Origin of the sequence: Metapseudomonas resinovorans, assembly GCF_002003485.1 — a bacterium.
Lineage (GTDB): Bacteria > Pseudomonadota > Gammaproteobacteria > Pseudomonadales > Pseudomonadaceae > Metapseudomonas > Metapseudomonas resinovorans_D.
Window position 1 is genome coordinate 1 of record NZ_BDMA01000060.1, and the last position, 20,225, is coordinate 20,225.

Sequence of the window (20,225 nt, forward strand, 5' to 3'; positions counted from 1 at the left end):
TGTAATCGCGCTGGCTACGTCGTACACCTTCTGCCATGGAGCTCTCCTGAAAATAAGGGCAAAGGTGTAAACCTTATTCAGGACGGGACACGGGAAAGTCAGAGCGCCGGGCTGAGCATTAGCAACAGGCAGCAGACCAGGCCGACAGCCCAGACCAGGCTGCGCAGGCTCGCCTTGTCGTTCCAATAGAGGAACAGGTACAGAACCCGCGAGACGATGAAGATGATCGCCAGCAGGTCGACGAACCAGCCCTGGGTCTGCGTGGTATGCGCCATGAGCACGCCCGCGGCGAACAGCGGGAACATCTCGATGCTGTTCTGATGCGCCGCCACCGCTCGCGCGCCCAAACCGGTCAGCCGTGCCTGTTGCGCGCGCGGGTGATGATTGTCGTAGCCGCGCCCCTCCGCCCGCATTGCCTTGACCACCGGGATCTTGGCCAGATAGATGAGCAGAGCGGCAAAGAACAGGCACCAGAACGGAATACTCATTCGACTTTCTCCTTGGGCACTTCCAGCGCCTGGGTCGGGGTGTAGACCATTACATCCAGCACATCGGAATGGAATTCGCGGCGATAGAGCACCAGCACCACGCCGCTGGTGACGATCATGAAGAACCAGGGGTTGATGAACCAGGCCAGCATCGCCATGCCGAAGTAGTAGCTGCGCAGGCCGAAGTTGAACTGGTTGGCCGCCAGGGAGATCACCCGCGCCGTACGTTCGGCGAAGGCCTTGCGCTCCAGCTCACTGACGTGCCGCTCGCCGATCATCGGTGCCGAGCCCACCAGGATGGCGGCGAAGTTGTATTGGCGCATGCACCAGCTGAAGGTGAAGAAGGCATAGACGAAGACCACCGCCAGGGCCAGCAGCTTCAGCTCGGAGACGCCCGTACTGGCGGGCTGCACGAATGGCAGGTCCTCCAGCACCGATACCGCGCGGTCGGTGGAGCCGAGCACGGTGAGGATGCCGGCCAGGATGATCAGGGTGCTGGAGGCGAAGAACGAGGCGTTGCGCTCCAGGTTGCCGATCACGCTGGCGTCGGCGATGCGGTTGTCGCGCAGCAGCAGGCGGCGCATCCAGTCTTCGCGGTAGAGGTGCAGGACCGAGGCCAGGCAGGCGGTGTCCCTGCCCTTCCAGATGGCGTAGCGGGTGTAGCCCAACCAGCAGGTGACGAACCAGAGGATGGCCACCAGGTGGGGCCAGTTGCGCAGGATGGTGGACATGCGAATTCCTTTTAAGAACACGACCGATTATAGCGACCTGCAACCACGGCCCTGCAGGTTCCAATAGCTGCTTTTGGCAATAAAAAGGCCGCCCGGAGGCGGCCTTTCTTTGCGGAACACGCTGTCAGGCAGCCACTTCCAGCGGCTTGCCCAGGAGACGGTCGTAGAGACTGGCCAGCGCCAGGGCAGCGACCGCAGGCAGCAGCCAGGCAAGGCCCTGCTCCGACAGTGGCAAGTGGGACAGCCACTGCGGCATCCAGCCGGCCAGTTCGGCGCCCTTGAGCGCGTCAATCAGGCCGAACAGCAGCGACACCAGCATTACCGGCGCCACCACGCGACCCGGTGAATGCCAAAGGCCCCAGCAGAAGCTCAGCGCTACGAGCACGATGCACGGCGGATAGATCGCGGTGAGCACCGGCACCGAAACCTGGATCAATTTGGTCAGGCCGAGGTTCGACACCAGCAGGCTGAAGACGGCCAGGATGATCACCAGGCTGCGGTAGGAAAGCGGCAGGAGGCGGCTGAAGTACTCCGCACAAGCGCAGGTCAGGCCAACAGCCGTTACCAGGCACGCCAGGGAAATCAACAGCGCAAGGAAGGTGCTGCCGAGGTTGCCGAAGGTGTGCTGCACATACGCATGCAACACCGCAGCACCATTGGCGGCCTCTCCGGCAATGCCGTGGCTGTTGGCGCCCAGACGGAACAGGCTGATGTAGACCAACGCCAGGCCGACACCGGCGATCAGGCCGGCGATGACGGCGTAACGGGTGATCAGGCGCGGCGATTCGACGCCACGGGAGCGAATGGCGTTGACGATGACGATGCCGAAAACCAGTGCGCCGAGGGTATCCATGGTCAGGTAGCCATTGATGAAGCCCTGGGAGAACGGTGCGGCCTGGTAGGCCGGCGTGGCATCGCCGATTTCGCCCATTGGCAGCATGAAGGCGGCAATACCGAGGATCGCCAGGGCGACGATCTTCATCGGCGCAAGCACGCGACCTACGGTGTCCAGCAGGCGGCCCGGATAGAGGGAAACCGCAAGGACCACCAGGAAATACACCAGGCTGTAGGCGAACAGGGCCACCGGTGTATCGCCGGTGAGGGGCGCCAGGCCCACTTCGAAGGAAACGGTCGCGGTACGGGGAGTCGCGAACAGCGGACCCACCGAGAGGTAGCAGACTGCCGCCAGCAGAACGCCGGCCGTCTTGCCGATGGGACTGCTGAGGGAATCCATGGCACCGCCGACCTTGGCCAGTGCGATCACGGTCACGACCGGAAGACCGACCGCGGTGATCAGGAAGCCCAGAGCCGCCATCCACACATGGGGTCCGGACTGCAAGCCGACGATGGGCGGGAAGATGATATTGCCGGCCCCGACGAACAGGGCAAATGTCATAAAGCCAAGCGCCAGGATGTCCTGGCCTTTCAAGGATTTCATTGGGGAATTACCACATCGCTGAAACAGGGTTTACCGAAGGGGTTTCCCGATTGGGTCGGGGGAAACGTCATCCATCCGTTTGGGATTGATCGCTAAGTGCCCGACCTTCGCCCTTGTGGGGCATGGTGAGCGCGTGGTTGCAACCCTACCGATTTTACCGGGGGAAGCGCCTGACGTGGATCAGGCTGTCGGAGTAGCAACCGTTTCTGTCGCTTGTCCGACAGGCGGTTGCACATTTCACAAAAAAGGTTGCACCCATAACGACAAAGGCCACCCGAAGGTGGCCTTTGTTGGGGAATCAAGTCGCCTTAGGCGTTCTTGACTTCCCAGCCGGTCAGCTCGGCCAGGGCCTTGCCGATGTCGGCCAGCGAACGCACGGTTTTCACACCAGCGTCCTGCAGGGCGGCGAACTTCTCGTCCGCGGTGCCCTTGCCACCGGAGATGATGGCGCCTGCGTGGCCCATGCGCTTGCCGGGCGGTGCAGTTACACCAGCGATGTAGGACACCACCGGTTTGGTCACGTTGGCCTTGATGAAGGCAGCAGCTTCTTCTTCAGCGGAACCGCCGATCTCGCCGATCATGACGATGGCTTCGGTCTGCGGGTCTTCCTGGAACAGCTTCAGGATGTCGATGAAGTTGGAGCCCGGGATCGGGTCACCACCGATGCCCACGCAGGTGGACTGGCCGAAGCCGGCGTCGGTGGTCTGCTTCACGGCTTCATAGGTCAGGGTGCCGGAACGCGACACGATGCCTACCTTGCCCGGCAGGTGGATGTGACCCGGCATGATGCCGATCTTGCACTCACCGGGAGTGATCACGCCCGGGCAGTTCGGCCCGATCAGGCGTACGCCCAGCTCGTCGCACTTGACCTTGGCTTCCAGCATGTCGATGGTCGGGATGCCTTCGGTGATGCAGACGATCAGCTTGATGCCGCCGAAGGCCGCTTCCAGGATCGAGTCCTTGCAGAACGGAGCCGGAACGTAGATCACCGAAGCTTCGGCGCCGGTGGCTTCAACGGCTTCCTTGACGGTGTTGAACACCGGCAGGCCCAGGTGGGTGGTGCCGCCCTTGCCGGGGGTCACGCCGCCAACCATCTTGGTGCCGTAGGCGATGGCTTGTTCGGAGTGGAAAGTACCCTGGCTACCGGTGAAGCCCTGGCAGATGACTTTGGTGTCTTTGTTGATCAGGACGCTCATTACTTGCCCTCCGCGGCCTTGACGACTTGCTGTGCAGCGTCGGTCAGGCTGGTCGCCGCGATGATGTTCAGACCGCTCTCGGCCAGTACCTTGGCGCCGAGGTCAGCGTTGTTGCCTTCCAGACGGACGACCACCGGGATCTTCACGCCAACTTCTTTCACCGCGCCGATGATGCCTTCGGCAATCATGTCGCAACGAACGATGCCGCCGAAGATGTTCACCAGTACGGCAGCGACGTTGCTGTCGGACAGGATGATCTTGAACGCTTCAGTCACGCGCTCCTTGGTTGCACCGCCGCCAACGTCGAGGAAGTTGGCCGGCTTGCCGCCGTGGAGGTTGACGATGTCCATGGTACCCATGGCCAGGCCGGCACCGTTGACCATGCAGCCAATGTTGCCTTCCAGGGCCACGTAGTTCAGTTCCCACTTCTGCGCATGGGCTTCACGAGCGTCGTCCTGGGACGGGTCGTGCATGGCGCGCAGCTTGGGCTGACGGTACATGGCGTTGCTGTCGATGTTGATCTTGGCGTCCAGGCAGTGCAGGTTGCCGTCTGCCTTGATGACCAGCGGGTTCACTTCCAGCAGGGCCAGGTCGTAGTCCTGGAACAGCTTGGCCAGGCCAACGAAGATGTGGGTGAACTGCTTGATCTGGTCACCTTCCAGGCCCAGCTGGAAAGCCAGCTCGCGGCCCTGGTACGGCTGAGCACCGACCAGCGGGTCGACGGTGGCCTTGAGGATCTTCTCGGGGGTCTCGTGAGCTACTTTCTCGATGTCCACGCCACCTTCGGTGGAAGCCATGAACACGATACGGCGGCTGGAACGATCTACCACGGCGCCCAGGTACAGTTCCTTGGCGATGTCGGTGCAGGATTCAACCAGGATTTTGCTGACCGGCTGACCATTGGCGTCAGTCTGATAGGTCACCAGGCGCTTGCCCAGCCAGTTGGCGGCGAAGGCCTTGGCATCTTCCTTGCTCTTGACCAGCTTCACGCCGCCCGCTTTACCGCGGCCGCCAGCGTGGACCTGAGCTTTGACAACCCATTCGCTGCCACCGATTTTTTCGCAGGCTGCTGCGGCTTCTTCCGGGGTGTCTACGGCAAAGCCCTTGGATACGGGCAGGCCGTATTCAGCGAACAGCTGCTTACCCTGATACTCGTGGAGATTCATGCTTGTCTACCGTCTTCGTTTAGGTATTGCGCATTCGGCGCTGCATTCGTGGTGCCGCGCCACCTGTGACTGCAGTTGAAGGCAGTCCGGCGGGCTTTCCGCGGTGAGCCCCAAGGGGGCTCACGGCACGGGCAGTCCGCCGTGGTTCTTCTTTGCTCTTAGCGCTTCTTGCGGTTGGCGATGTGGATGGCGTGGCCATTCACAGCGAGGGCCGCTTCATGCAGCGCTTCGGACAGGGTCGGGTGCGAGAAGACCATCATGCCCAGGTCTTCGGCACTGGTGCCGAATTCCATGCCGATGGCACCCTGCTGGACCAGTTCGGCAGCGCTTGGGCCAATCACGTGAACGCCCAGCACGCGGTCGGTCTTGGCATCGGCGATGACCTTGACGAAACCGGCGGTGTCGTTGGCAGCCATGGCACGGCCGCTGGCGGCGAACGGGAAGGTGCCGACGTTGACTTCAACGCCTTCGGCCTTCAGGGTCTGCTCGGTCTTGCCGACCCACGCGATTTCCGGGTGGGTATAGATGACCGACGGAATCAGGTCGTAGTTCATCTGGGCTTTGTGGCCGGCGATGCGCTCGGCGACCATGATGCCCTCTTCCGAAGCCTTGTGGGCCAGCATCGCGCCACGTACCACGTCGCCGATGGCGAACACACCGGGAACGCTGGTTGCGCAATGGTCGTCGACGAAGATGAAGCCGCGCTCGTCGAGGGTTACACCGCTATCGGCAGCCAGCAGATCGGTGGTCACCGGGCGACGGCCCACGGCCACGATCAGCTTGTCGAAGGTTTCCTTCTGCTCGCCGTTAGCGTCGGTGAAGCTGACGGTAACCTGCTTCTTCTTCACTTCGGAGCCGGTCACGCGGGCGCCCAGGCGAATCTTCAGGCCCTGCTTGGTCAGGACCTTCATGGCTTCCTTGGAAACCTGCTCGTCGGCGGCCGGGAGGAACTTGTCCAGGGCTTCCAGCACGGTCACTTCCGCACCCAGGCGGGCCCAGACGGAACCCAGCTCGAGGCCGATCACACCAGCACCGATAACGCCCAGCTTCTTCGGCACGGCCTGGAAGTCCAGGGCGCCGGTGGAGTCGACGATCACGTCCTGGTCAACCGGAGCTGGCGGGATGTCCACGGGCTTGGAGCCGGAAGCGAGGATCACGTTTACGGCTTCGACGACCTGTACCTTGCCGTCGGAACCGGTAACTTCAACCTGCTTGTTAGCCAGCAGCTTGCCGTGGCCTTCCAGCAGGGTGACACCGTTGGCCTTGAACAGGGTGGCAACACCGCCAGTCAGGTTTTTGACGATGGTGTTCTTGCGACCAACCATGGCAGGCACGTCAATGGTGACGCCCTTGGCTTCGATGCCATGGATTTTGAAGCCCTCGTGGGCCTCATGGTACTTGTAGGAGCTGTCCAGCAGCGCCTTCGACGGAATGCAGCCGACGTTCAGGCAGGTGCCGCCCAGAGCGGTCTTGCCTTCCTTGTCCTGGTACTTCTCGATGCAGGCGGTTTTCAGGCCGAGCTGAGCTGCCTTGATAGCGGCAACGTAGCCGCCGGGGCCCGCACCAATCACTACCACGTCGAATTTCTGGGTCATAACTCATTCCTTCTCATATGAAACCGGACGGCCCCTGTAACGGGGGCCGCCGTAAAGAGAGACTGCCGATCAGATGTCCAGCAGCAGACGAGCCGGGTCTTCCAGCAGGTTCTTGATGGTCACCAGGAAGCTCACAGCTTCCTTGCCATCGATCAGGCGGTGGTCGTAGGACAGGGCCAGGTACATCATCGGGCGGATAACGACCTGACCGTTGATGGCCATCGGGCGCTGGATGATGTTGTGCATGCCGAGAATGGCGGCCTGCGGCGGGTTGACGATCGGGGTCGACATCATCGAGCCGAAGGTGCCGCCGTTGGTGATGGTGAAGGTGCCACCAGTCATCTCGTCGATGGACAGCTTGCCTTCGCGGGCCTTCTTGCCGAAGGTCGCAATGCCGCTCTCGACTTCAGCCAGGCTCATCAGCTCGGCATTGCGCAGAACCGGAACCACCAGACCACGGTCGCTGGAAACGGCTACGCCGATGTCCTGGTATCCGTGGTAGACGATGTCGTTGCCGTCGATGGAAGCGTTGACCGCCGGGAAGCGCTTCAGCGCCTCGACGGAAGCCTTGACGAAGAAGGACATGAAGCCCAGGCGCACGCCGTTGTGAGTCTTCTCGAACAGGTCCTTGTACTTCGAACGCAGCGCCATGACTTCAGTCATGTCGACTTCGTTGAAGGTGGTCAGCATGGCCATGGTGGACTGGGCTTCGACCAGACGCTCGGCAACCTTGGCACGCAGGCGGGTCATCGGTACGCGCTTCTCGACGCGGTCGCCAGCGGCGAAGACCGGGGCCTCTGCCGCCGGGGCGGCGGGCTTGGCAGCCGGAGCAGCCGGAGCGTTTTTCTTCGCTTCGACGGCGGCAACCACGTCTTCCTTGGTCACGCGACCGCCTTTGCCAGTGCCGGCAATGCTGTTCGGATTGATGCCGTTCTCTTCGGCCAGCTTGCGGGCGGCCGGGGAGAGGATGGCGTCGTCAGCGGCGGCAGCCGGAGCGGCAGCTTGGGCAGCAGGAGCGGCGGCCGGAGCAGCAGCCGGAGCGGCGGCAGCGGCACCTGCATTCAGCTTGCCGAGCAGTTCGCCGCTGAGGACGGTGTCGCCCTCGTTCTTGACGATTTCAGCCAGGACGCCGTCGGTTTCCGCCAGGACTTCCATGACCACTTTGTCAGTTTCGATGTCGACGATCAGCTCATCACGCTTGACCGCATCGCCCGGCTTCTTGTGCCAGGTAGCCACGGTGCCGTCGGCAACCGATTCCGGGAAAGTGGGGGCTTTGATCTCGATAGCCATTGTTCAGGGTTCCTATCTAATTCGGTTTCTTCTGCGCGAAGGCGTTAAACAGTAAAGGCGTCTTGCAGCAGTTTTTCCTGCTGCTCGGCGTGCATGGAGGCGTAGCCGCAAGCCGGAGCTGCAGAGCCTTCACGACCGGCGTACTCGAGGAACAGCCCTTTCTTGTGGGCTGCCGCAACGCGACGCATGTGGTGCTGGCTGCAGTACCAGGCGCCCTGGTTCATCGGCTCTTCCTGGCACCAGACGATGTGTTTGAGGTTCTTGTACAGAGCCAGAACCTCGGCCAGATCGTCCTCGGGGAACGGATACAGCTGCTCGATACGCACGATGGCAATATCTTCGCGGCCTTCGGCACGACGCTTCTCCAGCAGGTCGTAGTAGACCTTGCCGCTGCACAGGATCATGCGCTCGACCTTCTTCGGCTCGATCGCATCGATCTCGCCAATGACGGTCTGGAAGGAGCCTTCGGCCAGGTCTTCCAGGGTCGAGATGGCCAGCTTGTGACGCAGCAGCGACTTCGGAGTCAGGGCTACCAGCGGCTTGCGCAGCGGGCGGATCACCTGACGGCGCAGCATGTGGTAGACCTGCGCCGGGGTGGTCGGCACGCAAACCTGGATGTTGTGCTCGGCGCACAGCTGCAGGTAGCGCTCCAGACGTGCGGAGGAGTGCTCCGGACCCTGGCCTTCGTAGCCGTGCGGCAGCAGCATGGTCAGGCCGCACAGGCGACCCCACTTGTGCTCGCCACTGGTGATGAACTGGTCAACCACGACCTGGGCACCGTTGGCGAAGTCACCGAACTGGGCTTCCCAGATCACCAGCGCGTTCGGCGTGGTGGTGGAGTAGCCGTATTCGAATGCCAGCACGGCCTCTTCCGACAGGTAGGAGTCGTACAGATCGAACTTCGGCTGGTCAGCGAACAGGTGCTGCAGCGGCAGGTGGGTGCTGGCGTCCTTCTGGCTGTGCAGCGCCGCGTGGCGGTGCGAGAAGGTGCCACGGCCCACGTCCTGGCCGGTGATACGTACCGGGTGGCCTTCGAACAGCAAGGTGGCGTAGGCCATGGTCTCGGCGTAGCCCCAGTTGATCGGCATCGCACCAGCGCCCATCTTCTGGCGGTCTTCCAGGATCTTGGCGACCTGACGCTGAACCACGAAGCCTTCCGGGAATTCCAGCAGCTTGCTGGAGAGTTCCTGAAGGGTCTTCAGATCGAAGCGAGTGTCGTGGCGCGCGGTCCAGGCATGGCCCAGGTACGGACGCCAGTCAACGAAGAGCTCCTTGTTGGGCTCCTTGACCAGGCTTTTCACCACGTGCTGGCCGTTGTCCAGGGCGGCACGGTACTCGTCGACCTTGGCCTGGATCGCGGCGGTGTCGAGCACGCGGGACGAGCTCAGGGCGTCGGCATACAGCTCACGGGTGGTGCGCTGCTTGCTGATCTGCTGGTACATCAGCGGCTGGGTGCCGTTCGGCTCGTCGGCCTCGTTGTGACCACGACGGCGGTAGCAGACCAGGTCGATGACCACGTCACGCTTGAACTGCATGCGGTAATCGACGGCCAGCTGAGTGACGAACAGCACAGCTTCCGGATCATCGCCGTTCACGTGCAGGATCGGCGCCTGGATCATCTTGGCGACGTCGGTGCAGTACTCGGTGGAGCGCGAGTCTTCCGGACGGCTGGTGGTGAAACCAACCTGGTTGTTGATCACGATGTGGATGGTGCCGCCCGTCTTGTAGCCACGGGTCTGCGACATCTGGAAGGTTTCCATCACCACGCCCTGGCCGGCAAATGCTGCGTCGCCGTGGAGGGAGATAGGCAGAACCTTGTCACCGGTCTTGTCCTGGCGACGATCCTGACGGGCACGTACGGAACCCTCGACCACCGGGGAAACGATTTCCAGGTGGGACGGGTTGAACGCCAGGGCCAGGTGGACTTCGCCGCCCGGAGTCATGACGTTGGAGGAGAAGCCCTGGTGGTACTTCACGTCACCGGAGGACAGGCCTTCGGTCTTCTTGCCTTCGAACTCGTCGAACAGGTCGCGCGGGTTCTTGCCGAAGGTGTTGACCAGCACGTTCAGACGGCCACGGTGGGCCATGCCGATGACGATTTCCTTCAGGCCGTAGGAGCCGGAACGCTGGATGATCTCGTCCAGCAGCGGGATGAGGCTTTCGCCACCCTCCAGGCCGAAACGCTTGGTGCCCGGGTACTTGGTGCCCAGGTACTTCTCCAGACCCTCGGCAGCGGTCAGGCGCTCGAGCAGGTGGCTCTGGACTTCAGGCGAGAACGCGGGACGGCCACGCACGCTTTCCAGGCGCTGCTGGAACCACTTGCGCTGCTCGGAATCGACGATGTGAGTGAACTCGGCACCGATGGTGCGGCAATACGTCTCGTTGAGGGTCTGCTGAATCTCACGCAGAGTAGCCTCTTCTTTGCCGATGTAGAGCTCACCAGTACGGAAGGTGGTATCGAGGTCGGCATCCGTCAGTCCGTAATGACGGATCGACAGGTCAGCCGGAGCCGGACGCTGCCACAGACCAAGCGGATCGAGCTTGGATGCCTGGTGGCCGCGCATGCGGAAAGCCTGGATCAAGCGCAGGACTTCTACCTGCTTCTTCTCGTGTTCACTGCTTACAGCGCCAGCGGAAACCGGCTGAGCACGGCGCTGGTTCTTGGCGAGCAGGACGAAATGATCGCGGACGGTGGAGTGCGAAACGTCGGTGGCAAGATTGCCGTCGGTCGGCAGCTTCTGGAAGTAGGTGCGCCACTCTTCGGGCACAGCGTTGGGATCGTGCAGGTAGAGCTCATAGAGCTCCTCCACATATGCAGCGTTACCACCGGATAGGTGGGCACTGTTCCACATGCGCTGCATTTCGCTTTCTTGCATGCTTTGTCACCCTCGATAAGGGGACACCATCGGCATGGACACCACGAGGGCTTAAAAGTCCTGGCACAGCGACTTCGGTAAAGCCACCAAGGATCCCGCAGATAGTCCGGGCACCAGCCCGGTTGCCCCTGCTGGTCATCTATATATTTTTCAAATAAGGAGCACGGCTTTGTGGGCTGCGCTCCTGGTTTTACTGCGGCACCAGCCAGGCCGGCGCCGCAGGTGTTACGGGTACAGCAAACGAATCAGGTACCGCTTTGCAGCAGCATGTTGCGTATGTGACCGATTGCCCTGGTGGGGTTCAGACCCTTCGGGCAGACGCTCACGCAGTTCATGATGCTGCGGCAACGGAATACGCTGAACGGATCGTCCAACGCAGCCAGTCGCTCTTCGGTCTTGTTGTCACGGCTGTCAGCCAGGAAGCGATAGGCTTGCAGCAGTGCGGCGGGACCGAGGAACTTGTCGGGGTTCCACCAGAAGGACGGGCAGGAGGTCGAGCAGCAAGCGCACAGGATGCACTCGTACAGACCGTCGAGCTTCTCGCGCTCTTCCGGGGATTGCAGACGCTCGATGGCCGGAGCCGGAGTATCGTTCTGCAGGAACGGCTTCACCTTCTCGTACTGCTTGTAGAAGATGCTCATATCGACGACCAGGTCACGAATGACCGGCAGGCCCGGCAGCGGGCGAATCACCAGCTTGCCGCCCTTCAGGCCAGCGGCGGACAGCGGCGTGATGCACGCCAGGCCGTTCTTGCCGTTGATGTTCATGCCGTCGGAACCGCAGACGCCTTCACGGCAGGAGCGACGGTAGGAGAAACCCTCGTCCTGCTCCTTGATCAGTGCCAGCACGTCGAGGACCATCACGTCCTTGCCGTCGGTGTCGATCTGGAAGTCCTGCATGGTCGGAGCGCTGTCGCTCTCCGGGTTGTAGCGATAGACGCTGACAGTAAGAGTCTTGGACATATCGGCCACCCTTAATAAGTACGTATTTTGGGTTCGAACGCCGGAACGGTCTTCGGCGCGAAGTTGACGGCGCGCTTGGTAACGCGCTTCTCACCCGGGAAGTACAGGGTGTGGCACAGCCAGTTCTCGTCGTCGCGGTCCTCGAAGTCTTCGCGGGCGTGGGCTCCACGGGACTCTTTACGGACTTCCGCGGCGATGGCGGTGGCTTCAGCGACTTCCAGCAGGTTCTGCAGCTCCAGCGCTTCGATACGCGCGGTGTTGAAGGCCTGGGACTTGTCGTTGATCTTGACGTTGGCGATGCGCTCACGCAGTTCCGCCAGTTGGGCAATACCCTTCTGCATGTATTCGCCGGTACGGAATACACCGAAGTAGTTCTGCATGCACTGTTGCAGCTCGCGACGCAGGGGGGCGACTTCTTCGCCGCTGCTGCGCTCGTTGACGCCGGACAGACGCTTGAGGGAGAGCTCCAGGTCGGTCTCGCTGGCGCCGCGCGCCTCGATACCTTCCTTGAGCGCCTTCTCCAGGTGCAGGCCAGCGGCACGACCGAATACAACCAGGTCGAGCAGGGAGTTGCCGCCCAGACGGTTGGCACCGTGCACCGACACGCAAGCCACTTCGCCCACGGCGAACAGGCCTTCGACGATGGTGTCGTTGCCGTTGGCATCCTGGGTGATGGCCTGGCCATGAATGTTGGTGGCAACGCCGCCCATCATGTAGTGGCAGGTCGGGATAACCGGGATCGGCGCGACGACCGGGTCGACGTGCGCGAAGGTCTTGGACAGTTCGCAGATGCCAGGCAGGCGGCTGTGCAGAACCTCCTCGCCCAGGTGGTCGAGCTTCAGCAGTACGTGGTCCTTGTTCGGGCCCACGCCGTTGCCGGCGATCACTTCCTTCACCATGGAACGGGCGACCACGTCGCGGCCGGCCAGGTCCTTGGCGTTCGGGGCGTAACGCTCCATGAAGCGCTCGCCATGGGCATTGATCAGGTAACCACCCTCGCCGCGGCAACCTTCGGTCACCAGCACGCCGGCACCGGCGATACCGGTCGGGTGGAACTGCCACATTTCGATGTCCTGAACCGGCACACCAGCACGCAGGGCCATGCCCACGCCGTCACCGGTGTTGATCAGGGCGTTGGTGGTGGAGGCGTAGATACGACCAGCACCGCCAGTGGCCAGAACGACGGCCTTGGAACGGATGTAAACGGTTTCGCCGGTCTCGATGCAGATGGCGATGATACCAACCACGGCGCCGTCCTGGTTCTTCACCAGATCAACCGCGTACCACTCGTTGAGGAACGAGGTGCCGCTCTTCAGGTTCGCCTGGTACAGGGTGTGCAGCAGGGCGTGACCGGTACGGTCGGCCGCGGCGCAGGTACGGGCAGCCTGGCCACCCTTGCCGAAGTCCTTGGACTGGCCACCGAACGGACGCTGATAGATGCGGCCTTGCTCGGTACGGGAGAACGGCAGGCCCATGTGTTCCAGCTCGAACACGGCTTCCGGACCAACGGAGCACATGTATTCGATAGCGTCCTGGTCACCGATGTAGTCGGAACCCTTGACGGTGTCGTACATGTGCCAACGCCAATCGTCGTTCGGGTCGGCCGAAGCGATGGCGCAGGTGATGCCGCCCTGGGCGGATACGGTATGGGAACGGGTCGGGAAGACCTTGGTCACCACGGCAGTCTTGTGACCACCCTGGGCCAGTTGCAGCGCAGCACGCATGCCGGCGCCGCCGCCACCTACGATGATGGCGTCGAAAGAAAGAGTACGAATGCTAGCCATGGATCACACACCCCAGAGAATCTGCACGCCCCAGACGAAGAACGCGAACATTGCCATGCCGCATACCGCCTGGAACAGGAAACGCACGACAGTCGCCGCCTTGCCCAGCGCCATCGGCGTCAGGTAGTCGGTGGAGATGGTCCACATGCCGACCCAGGCGTGGACGCTCAAGGCGACCAGGGCGAGCAAGCTGAAGATGCGCATCGCGGTGTGGGAGAACAGACCATGCCACTCGGCGTAGGTCAGACCCGGATTGAACAGCAGGTAGCCCAGCAGGAACAGGAAATAAGCCGCGAGAACGACCGCAGAAACGCGCTGGGCCATCCAGTCATAAAGGCCCGAACGCGAGAAGTTCGTAACGTTGGTTACCATATCCACACCCCCAGCAGCACGATCAGCACCGCAGAAATCACGATGACGATTTTCGAGCCCAGCGCGCCGCCCTCGAGCGTCTCGCCGACGCCCGCATCCATTACCAGATGGCGCACACCGGCGGCCAAGTGGTAAAGCAGTGCGGACAGGAGGCCCCAAACCACTAGCTTGGCCAGCGGACTGGTCAGGCACGCCTTGACCTGCTCGAAGCCTTCCTCGGTGCTCAGCGACTTGTCGAGTGCGAACAGCAGCACGGCAATGCCGAAGAAGAGGATGACGCCAGAGATACGATGCAGGATGGACGTGTAAGCAGTGATGGGGAGTTTGATGGTCCTGAGATCTAGGTTTACAGGTCGTTGGCTATTCACGGCTTTTTTTTCACACTGAGGCCCCTAACAAACAGGGCAAGTTGTCGGGAAGTGCACTGATCAGGTACCCCTCACCAAAGGGAGTGCCGACCTCCAGAATATGGGCGCAAGGCCCCTGGCGATCGGGCGCTGAGTATAGACAGTTAGCTGACTAATGACAATGCAAACGCCTGCCCCTAACGGCGGATTGCACTGCCTATATAAAAGGCGTAAATAGCCCCACTTTTTGCATCGAAAAACCCACGCAAACCCCAGTGCCACATGGGTTTCTTCAAATTGACATTCGAATTTATACCTCTATAGTGTCCCGGGCCCTGCGTGGGGGGCTGTCTGATGATTTCAAGCATAACTAGGAGGCCGCTATGGCTGACAAAAAAGCGCAGTTGATCATCGAGGGCGCAGCCCCCGTAGAGCTGCCCGTTCTGTCCGGAACCATGGGACCCGATGTAGTCGATGTGCGGGGCCTGACCTCCACGGGCTGCTTCACCTTTGATCCTGGCTTTATGTCGACCGCCTCTTGCGAGTCGAAGATCACCTACATCGACGGCGACAAGGGCGTATTGCTGCACCGCGGCTATCCGATCGAGCAGTTGGCAGAGAAATCCGACTATCTGGAGACCTGCTACCTGCTGCTGAACGGCGAGCTGCCGAACGCGGAAGAGAAAGCCAAATTCGTTGGCACCATCAAGAACCACACCATGGTTCATGAGCAGCTGAAGAGCTTCTTCAACGGCTTCCGCCGCGACGCTCACCCGATGGCAATCATGTGCGGCGTAGTCGGCGCCCTCTCCGCCTTCTACCACGACTCCCTGGACATCAATAACCCGCAGCACCGCGAAGTTTCGGCGATGCGCCTGGTCGCCAAGATGCCGACCATTGCGGCGATGGCCTACAAGTACTCCATGGGCCAGCCCATGATGTACCCGCGTAACGACCTGAATTACGCGGAAAACTTCCTGCACATGATGTTCAACACCCCGGCCGAGATCAAACCGATCAGCCCGGTGCTGGCCAGGGCCATGGACCGCATCTTCATCCTGCATGCGGACCACGAACAGAACGCTTCCACTTCGACCGTTCGCCTGGCTGGCTCCTCTGGCGCCAACCCCTTTGCCTGTATCGCAGCCGGCATCGCGGCTCTCTGGGGCCCGGCCCACGGCGGCGCGAACGAAGCCGTGCTGAGCATGCTGGACGAGATCGGCGATGTGTCGAACATCGACAAGTTCATCGCCAAGGCGAAGGACAAGAACGATCCGTTCAAGCTGATGGGCTTCGGCCACCGCGTCTACAAGAACTTCGACCCGCGCGCCAAGGTCATGAAGCAGACCTGCGACGAGGTTCTGGCCGAACTGGGGATCAACGATCCGCAGCTGGAGCTGGCGATGAAGCTCGACGAGATCGCGCGTAACGATCCTTACTTCAAGGAGCGCAACCTCTACCCGAACGTAGACTTCTACTCGGGCATCATCCTGAAGGCCATCGGCATTCCGACCAGCATGTTCACCGTGATCTTCGCCCTGGCTCGTACCGTCGGCTGGATCTCGCACTGGAAGGAAATGCTCTCCAGCCCGTACAAGATTGGCCGTCCGCGCCAGCTGTACACCGGCTACGAGCAGCGTGACTTCGTCTCGCTGGACGGCCGTAAGTAAGGCTGACTGCATAATGAAAAAGGCTGCCGATCGGCAGCCTTTTTTATTTCGACTTGGTCTAGCCTTTCAGCGCTTTTCCGCCCGCTGACGCATCGCCTTGAGGGTGTTGAACGGCGCATCGACCACAAAGCTGTTGGCCAGCCAGGAAGGTACGCTACCACCCGGCTCGGTATGCACCTGATAGGTCACTTCCACCTCCCCCGCGCCTTTCGGTACCAGCTTCCAGAAGCCTTCAACCTGGGTTACCCGGACATAGCCCCCCGTCTCAGGCAGGTACTTGGGCACCCCCTCCAGCAACCGCGTAACACTACCATCCGCCCCCAGCTCCGAAGTGACGTGGATTACCGAATCCCGCGGCGTGACCGGCCAGGGCGTATTGAAGCGGGTGTAGGTCCAGCTCTGCGCCCCGTCGCTCTTTAGCAGTTTCTGGTCCTTGCACTCGTGGATCCAGGCGCAGGACCCTGAGACGTCTTCCTGCAATGCACGCAAGGTGGCGATATCCGTCCTCATGGTCACGACACCGCGATAGGCCTTGTACTTGGAGCCAGGCACCTCGCTCAGGAAAACCCTGATGCCGTCCTCGTCCTTGGCCAGCTTCCAGTCCTCGGCATGAGCGCCGGACACCGTCAGAAGTCCCAGAGCGCAGAACGCCACAGCCTTGAATCTCATGATTTCTCCTTGCTCAGGCCGGCGATGGGCCGGCTGAATGATTAAGCGGCCGAGGTTGCCTGTTCCAGCCAACCGAGCAGGCGAATCGCCTCATCGCGACTATCACCGCAGACTTCCGGGTCCGCATCGAAAGCACCACAGACAGCAGGGCGGCGCGGATCGCCGAACAACTGACAGAGATTCTCTACAGATAAATGCAGGCAACGCTCACCCGCCGGCTTTCCTGAAGGCATGCCGGGCATCGGAGAGCTGATGGATGGTGCAATGCAGCAGGCACCGCAACCTGGGCGGCAGAGCATGGCGAACGACCTCGGATGACAGGAATGCTCGGACGAAAGCGCATTCTACTTGGGCGCAGTCGGCGTGGACATTACCCCAACCGCTGACGCCTGGTGCGCGCGCAGCTCTTGTGGACTTTCGCCCTTGTAGATACGCGCCGCCAGACGACCATCATGTACTTCAAGCCCGATGCGACGGGGATCTCGCAGGTCAAAAACCTGATAGGCCGTCGATTGGCTATGAAAAGCCCGCATGCTGGAAGTCAGATAAAAGGCCTGGGACGCCGTGATGCTCCGGCCACCCTGCCCCGCAGCCGAAGCAGCGCCCAGCGCAACCACCAGCCGCCGCCCCGACATGTCGTAGGCACCGGAAAGCTCGCCAAAGCCGTAGACGCGTTCTCCCGCGTCCCGTCGCCAATTGAGGTAAAGCCGGTCCAGCTTCGAATCACCCAGCGCCACAGTCAGCAGCACCCCCCGCTCGCCGTCGTCTTCGAAGGACAGGACATAGCCACTCAGGCGGCCGTCGGCGCAGCGCAGATGCCCCTTCAACAACAGCCTGGTGCCCAGGCGTTCGATCGATTCCAGGCTCTGGTCGCGACAAATCAGCTTGCGATCCGAAAGCAGCGGAAACGGCTTCGGCCGCCCCAGGCCCGCCGCAAGAAAGCCGCCCTCGGCGGACCAGAGGATTTTTTCCGGCCGGTTTTGCGCGTAGATGCCGAATGCTGTTCCCCGCCAGGAAAGCCGATAGCGCCCGAAATCGAAGTCACGCGCCGCGGTGAAGGCCGGCGGCAGATGCAGCTCCGCGATAACCGGCTGCGTACGCCAGGCGTCGGCACCACGCAGAAGTGCAATTGCCGCCGCAAGCAGCAGTGCGGCAAATCCCAATCCACGCCAGTACCCCATGGCCCGCCCCTTTCCTTGAAAATCAGCACCCATTAGGCTTGCAGGCCTCCAACGACACAGAGCCCAAGATCATGCCGGTATGGATGCAGACCGCAGCCCTGCTCACCCTTTCCAACGTCTTCATGACCTTCGCCTGGTATGGCCATTTGAAGACGCTCAACACCAAGCCCTGGATAATTGCAGCTCTGATCAGCTGGGGAATTGCGTTGTTCGAGTACCTGATCATGGTGCCAGCCAATCGCATCGGCTACACCGAGCTCTCGGTCGGCCAGCTGAAGATCATGCAGGAAGTGATCACCCTGGCGATCTTCGTGCCGTTCAGCGTGCTCTATATGCAGCAGCCGCTGAAGCTGGACTATCTGTGGGCGGGATTATGCCTACTAGGCGCCGTCTACTTCATTTTCCGCAGCTAGACGCCCTGATCGTCGACCAGGCGTTGTTGGAAATCGGCTCGAAATGCTCATTGACAGTCGTCAACTCCGCTTTCTCCCCGATTTCCGCCTAGCCTGGTCTTTGCTCAGGACGCCTGCATCACTCACTACGCCGGCTTTTTCAGCCTCGCGATCAGGCTGGATGTATCCCAACGCCCGCCGCCCATGGCCTGGACCTCAGCGTAGAACTGGTCGACCAATGCCGTAACCGGCAGCTGCGCGCCGTTATGCGCGGCTTCATCGAGGATGATGGAGAGGTCCTTGCGCATCCAGTCCACGGCGAACCCGAAATCGAAATGGCCGTCCAGCATGGTCTGGTGGCGGTGCTCCAGCTGCCAGGACTGGGCCGCCCCCTTGCTGATCACCTCCATGGCGCCCTGCGCGTCCAGCCCGGCGCACTGGGCGAAGTGCAGCGCCTCGGCCAGCCCTTGCAGCAGGCCGCCGACACAGATCTGATTAACCATCTTGGTCAGTTGACCGCTGCCCACGGGCCCCATGCGTCGAATCATCTTGGCGTAGCTGTCAATCACCGGTTCGGCTCGGTCATAGAACGCCTGTTCGCCGCCCACCATCACCGACAGCATGCCGGCTTCGGCACCGGCCTGACCGCCGGAAACAGGAGCATCGAGGAAGCCCAGCTCGCGCTCAGCGGCCAGGGTCGCCATTTCGCGCGCCACATCCGCCGACGCGGTGGTGTGGTCCACCAGGATCGAGCCAGGCGCCATGCCTGCGAACGCGCCATCCGCACCGAGGAGGACCGCGCGCAGGTCTTCGTCATTACCGACGCAGACCATCACGAACTCCGCACCTTCTGCCGCCTCGCGCGGCGTGGCGAAGGCATCGCCGCCGAATTCATCGCACCACAGCTCGGTCCTGCCCTGCGAGCGGTTGTAGACCCGCACCGAATGCCCTTCGCAGGCCAGGTGCCCGGCCATGTTGAAACCCATGACCCCCAAACCGATGAACGCTACTTCAGCCATTGTTCTTCTCCTTCGTCGACCTGCGGAAAAGCCTAACACGCAGTTTGCCGGCCCGCGAAAGCGCCACCATACTCGCTCCAGGCTGGCCCCGGCCGCCCCTTGCCAAGGAGAACCCCATGCCGCATTGGCTGGTAATCGATCTGGAAGCCACCACCGAAGAAGGTGGATGGCCCCTGGAAGAAATGGAAATCATCGAAATCGGTGCGACCGTCGTCCGCGTCGATGGGCATGAGGTCGATCATTTTCAGCGTTTCGTTCGACCTGCACGCCGCCCTTGCCTGACCGGCTTTTGCCGTCAGCTCACCCACATCAGTCAGGCCGACGTGGATGGCGCCGCGAGCCTGCCGCAGGTCTGGGAGACATTCGAGCGCTGGCTCGACCATCACAGCCCCCGCCTGGTGGGATGGGCGAGCTGGGGTGACTATGACCGTCGCCAGTTGGAGAAGGAGTGGCACCTGCATGGGCTGGACAGTCTGCTGACCGCAGTACCCCACCTGAACCTGAAGCAGCGCTTTGCCGAAGTGCGCCAGCTCAAGCGCGTAGTGGGCCTGCACACGGCCCTGCAACTGGCTGGGCTGCACTTCCAGGGTCAGCAGCATCGCGCCCTCGAAGACGCACGCAACACCGCGCGCCTGCTTCCGCTCGTGCTGCCCGCCTGAATGCGCCCGACCTAGTGACGCTGAAACCCTCGTTGGGCATACTGTCGGGCCCTTTCAGACCCCATCCAGGAGCCCAGCATGTTCAAGGTCAACGAATACTTCGACGGCACCGTCAAATCCATCGCCTTCGGCATGACCGAAGGCCCGGCCACCATCGGCGTGATGGCCGCCGGCGAGTACGAGTTCGGCACCAGCCAGCTGGAAGTGATGCATGTCATCGCCGGCGCACTGACCGTGAAACTGCCGGGCAGCGACACTTGGGAAACCTTCGCTGCTGGCAGCCAGTTCACCGTACCGGCCAACAGCAAATTCCAGCTGAAAGTGGCCCAGGACACCGCCTACCTCTGCGAGTACCGCTAAGGCGAAGCCTCGCTCCCGAGGCTCGAAAGA

General features: G+C 61.7%; 20 protein-coding genes. 4 read left to right on the plus strand and 16 right to left on the minus strand.

The window, feature by feature from the left end:
* Positions 1 to 98 precede the first annotated feature (98 nt).
* From MnOB_RS16465 to sdhC, 12 genes are all read right to left on the minus strand, one after another.
* Complete coding sequence (locus MnOB_RS16465; protein ID WP_077525304.1) at positions 99 to 488, minus strand: MAPEG family protein; 390 nt, start codon at positions 486 to 488, stop codon at positions 99 to 101.
* A complete protein-coding gene (locus MnOB_RS16470) occupies positions 485 to 1,219 on the minus strand; it encodes a DUF599 domain-containing protein (protein ID WP_077525305.1) in 735 nt (244 codons plus the stop codon). Before MnOB_RS16470 ends, MnOB_RS16465 begins: the two co-directional genes overlap by 4 nt.
* A 124-nt stretch (positions 1,220 to 1,343) precedes the next feature.
* A complete protein-coding gene (gene brnQ / locus MnOB_RS16475) occupies positions 1,344 to 2,657 on the minus strand; it encodes a branched-chain amino acid transport system II carrier protein (RefSeq protein ID WP_077525306.1) in 1,314 nt (437 codons plus the stop codon).
* Positions 2,658 to 2,965: 308 nt separating this feature from the next.
* Positions 2,966 to 3,853 (minus strand): succinate--CoA ligase subunit alpha, encoded by an 888-nt coding sequence (gene sucD / locus MnOB_RS16480; protein WP_077525307.1) that lies wholly within the window; start codon positions 3,851 to 3,853, stop codon positions 2,966 to 2,968.
* Positions 3,853 to 5,019 carry an ADP-forming succinate--CoA ligase subunit beta gene (gene sucC, locus MnOB_RS16485; protein ID WP_077525308.1) on the minus strand — a complete coding sequence of 389 codons (1,167 nt, stop codon included), beginning with the start codon at positions 5,017 to 5,019 and terminating at the stop codon, positions 3,853 to 3,855. The genes sucD and sucC overlap by 1 nt, the downstream gene beginning before the upstream one ends.
* 158 nt (positions 5,020 to 5,177) lie before the next feature.
* Positions 5,178 to 6,614 carry a dihydrolipoyl dehydrogenase gene (gene lpdA, locus MnOB_RS16490; protein ID WP_077525309.1) on the minus strand — a complete coding sequence of 479 codons (1,437 nt, stop codon included), beginning with the start codon at positions 6,612 to 6,614 and terminating at the stop codon, positions 5,178 to 5,180.
* A gap of 69 nt (positions 6,615 to 6,683) precedes the next feature.
* A complete protein-coding gene (gene odhB, locus MnOB_RS16495) occupies positions 6,684 to 7,904 on the minus strand; it encodes a 2-oxoglutarate dehydrogenase complex dihydrolipoyllysine-residue succinyltransferase (RefSeq protein WP_077525310.1) in 1,221 nt (406 codons plus the stop codon).
* A 44-nt stretch (positions 7,905 to 7,948) separates the two neighbouring features.
* The gene (locus MnOB_RS16500) at positions 7,949 to 10,780 is read right to left on the minus strand and encodes a 2-oxoglutarate dehydrogenase E1 component (protein WP_077525311.1); all 2,832 of its coding nucleotides are present in this window, start codon (positions 10,778 to 10,780) and stop codon (positions 7,949 to 7,951) included.
* Between the two features lie 245 nt (positions 10,781 to 11,025).
* Entirely contained in the window at positions 11,026 to 11,742 is a 717-nt protein-coding gene (locus MnOB_RS16505; protein WP_077525312.1) for a succinate dehydrogenase iron-sulfur subunit, read from the minus strand.
* An 11-nt stretch (positions 11,743 to 11,753) separates the two neighbouring features.
* Positions 11,754 to 13,526, minus strand: a complete 1,773-nt coding sequence (gene sdhA / locus MnOB_RS16510; protein WP_077525313.1) for a succinate dehydrogenase flavoprotein subunit — start codon at positions 13,524 to 13,526, stop codon at positions 11,754 to 11,756.
* 3 nt (positions 13,527 to 13,529) lie between these two features.
* Positions 13,530 to 13,898 (minus strand): succinate dehydrogenase, hydrophobic membrane anchor protein, encoded by a 369-nt coding sequence (sdhD, locus tag MnOB_RS16515; RefSeq protein WP_077525314.1) that lies wholly within the window; start codon positions 13,896 to 13,898, stop codon positions 13,530 to 13,532.
* Complete coding sequence (sdhC, locus tag MnOB_RS16520; protein ID WP_077525315.1) at positions 13,892 to 14,266, minus strand: succinate dehydrogenase, cytochrome b556 subunit; 375 nt, start codon at positions 14,264 to 14,266, stop codon at positions 13,892 to 13,894. Before sdhC ends, sdhD begins: the two co-directional genes overlap by 7 nt.
* 362 nt (positions 14,267 to 14,628) lie before the next feature.
* Here sdhC and gltA point away from each other — a divergent pair, with 362 nt between their 5' ends.
* Positions 14,629 to 15,915 (plus strand): citrate synthase, encoded by a 1,287-nt coding sequence (gene gltA, locus MnOB_RS16525; RefSeq protein ID WP_077525316.1) that lies wholly within the window; start codon positions 14,629 to 14,631, stop codon positions 15,913 to 15,915.
* Between the two features lie 66 nt (positions 15,916 to 15,981).
* Here gltA and MnOB_RS16530 read toward each other — a convergent pair whose 3' ends face one another.
* The 3 genes from MnOB_RS16530 to MnOB_RS16540 are packed head-to-tail and all read right to left on the minus strand — an operon-like array spanning position 15,982 to position 17,765.
* The gene (locus MnOB_RS16530) at positions 15,982 to 16,584 is read right to left on the minus strand and encodes an START domain-containing protein (RefSeq protein ID WP_077525317.1); all 603 of its coding nucleotides are present in this window, start codon (positions 16,582 to 16,584) and stop codon (positions 15,982 to 15,984) included.
* 41 nt (positions 16,585 to 16,625) lie between these two features.
* Positions 16,626 to 16,883 carry a YkgJ family cysteine cluster protein gene (locus MnOB_RS29280; RefSeq protein ID WP_077525318.1) on the minus strand — a complete coding sequence of 86 codons (258 nt, stop codon included), beginning with the start codon at positions 16,881 to 16,883 and terminating at the stop codon, positions 16,626 to 16,628.
* A gap of 45 nt (positions 16,884 to 16,928) precedes the next feature.
* On the minus strand, positions 16,929 to 17,765 hold the full coding sequence (locus MnOB_RS16540) for a hypothetical protein (RefSeq protein WP_077525319.1): 837 nt from the start codon (positions 17,763 to 17,765) through the stop codon (positions 16,929 to 16,931).
* Between the two features lie 71 nt (positions 17,766 to 17,836).
* On the opposite strand from MnOB_RS16540, the gene MnOB_RS16545 reads away from it, so the two are divergent.
* A complete protein-coding gene (locus MnOB_RS16545; protein WP_077525320.1) occupies positions 17,837 to 18,178 on the plus strand; it encodes a DMT family protein in 342 nt (113 codons plus the stop codon).
* A 125-nt stretch (positions 18,179 to 18,303) separates the two neighbouring features.
* Here MnOB_RS16545 and MnOB_RS16550 read toward each other — a convergent pair whose 3' ends face one another.
* Positions 18,304 to 19,176, minus strand: coding sequence for an NAD(P)-dependent oxidoreductase (locus MnOB_RS16550; protein WP_077525321.1), 873 nt, complete (start codon positions 19,174 to 19,176; stop codon positions 18,304 to 18,306).
* Between the two features lie 116 nt (positions 19,177 to 19,292).
* On the opposite strand from MnOB_RS16550, the gene MnOB_RS16555 reads away from it, so the two are divergent.
* Together MnOB_RS16555 and ppnP are read left to right on the plus strand one after the other, a co-directional pair.
* A complete protein-coding gene (locus tag MnOB_RS16555) occupies positions 19,293 to 19,835 on the plus strand; it encodes a 3'-5' exonuclease (protein ID WP_077525322.1) in 543 nt (180 codons plus the stop codon).
* A 78-nt stretch (positions 19,836 to 19,913) separates the two neighbouring features.
* Positions 19,914 to 20,195: a pyrimidine/purine nucleoside phosphorylase gene (ppnP, locus tag MnOB_RS16560; protein ID WP_077525323.1), complete on the plus strand. Its 282-nt coding sequence runs from the start codon at positions 19,914 to 19,916 to the stop codon at positions 20,193 to 20,195.
* The last annotated feature ends 30 nt before the right edge of the window (positions 20,196 to 20,225 follow it).

Excerpts from the sequence above, each read along its gene's own strand:
- MnOB_RS16465 (WP_077525304.1), bottom strand. The coding sequence starts at position 488 with ATGAGTATTCCGTTCTGGTGCCTGTTCTTTGCCGCTCTGCTCATCTAT.
- MnOB_RS16470 (WP_077525305.1), bottom strand. The coding sequence starts at position 1,219 with ATGTCCACCATCCTGCGCAACTGGCCCCACCTGGTGGCCATCCTCTGG.
- brnQ (WP_077525306.1), bottom strand. The coding sequence starts at position 2,657 with ATGAAATCCTTGAAAGGCCAGGACATCCTGGCGCTTGGCTTTATGACA.
- sucD (WP_077525307.1), bottom strand. The coding sequence starts at position 3,853 with ATGAGCGTCCTGATCAACAAAGACACCAAAGTCATCTGCCAGGGCTTC.
- sucC (WP_077525308.1), bottom strand. The coding sequence starts at position 5,019 with ATGAATCTCCACGAGTATCAGGGTAAGCAGCTGTTCGCTGAATACGGC.
- lpdA (WP_077525309.1), bottom strand. The coding sequence starts at position 6,614 with ATGACCCAGAAATTCGACGTGGTAGTGATTGGTGCGGGCCCCGGCGGC.
- odhB (WP_077525310.1), bottom strand. The coding sequence starts at position 7,904 with ATGGCTATCGAGATCAAAGCCCCCACTTTCCCGGAATCGGTTGCCGAC.
- MnOB_RS16500 (WP_077525311.1), bottom strand. The coding sequence starts at position 10,780 with ATGCAAGAAAGCGAAATGCAGCGCATGTGGAACAGTGCCCACCTATCC.
- MnOB_RS16505 (WP_077525312.1), bottom strand. The coding sequence starts at position 11,742 with ATGTCCAAGACTCTTACTGTCAGCGTCTATCGCTACAACCCGGAGAGC.
- sdhA (WP_077525313.1), bottom strand. The coding sequence starts at position 13,526 with ATGGCTAGCATTCGTACTCTTTCTTTCGACGCCATCATCGTAGGTGGC.
- sdhD (WP_077525314.1), bottom strand. The coding sequence starts at position 13,898 with ATGGTAACCAACGTTACGAACTTCTCGCGTTCGGGCCTTTATGACTGG.
- gltA (WP_077525316.1), top strand. The coding sequence starts at position 14,629 with ATGGCTGACAAAAAAGCGCAGTTGATCATCGAGGGCGCAGCCCCCGTA.
- MnOB_RS16530 (WP_077525317.1), bottom strand. The coding sequence starts at position 16,584 with ATGAGATTCAAGGCTGTGGCGTTCTGCGCTCTGGGACTTCTGACGGTG.
- MnOB_RS29280 (WP_077525318.1), bottom strand. The coding sequence starts at position 16,883 with ATGCTCTGCCGCCCAGGTTGCGGTGCCTGCTGCATTGCACCATCCATC.
- MnOB_RS16540 (WP_077525319.1), bottom strand. The coding sequence starts at position 17,765 with ATGGGGTACTGGCGTGGATTGGGATTTGCCGCACTGCTGCTTGCGGCG.
- MnOB_RS16545 (WP_077525320.1), top strand. The coding sequence starts at position 17,837 with ATGCCGGTATGGATGCAGACCGCAGCCCTGCTCACCCTTTCCAACGTC.
- MnOB_RS16550 (WP_077525321.1), bottom strand. The coding sequence starts at position 19,176 with ATGGCTGAAGTAGCGTTCATCGGTTTGGGGGTCATGGGTTTCAACATG.
- MnOB_RS16555 (WP_077525322.1), top strand. The coding sequence starts at position 19,293 with ATGCCGCATTGGCTGGTAATCGATCTGGAAGCCACCACCGAAGAAGGT.
- ppnP (WP_077525323.1), top strand. The coding sequence starts at position 19,914 with ATGTTCAAGGTCAACGAATACTTCGACGGCACCGTCAAATCCATCGCC.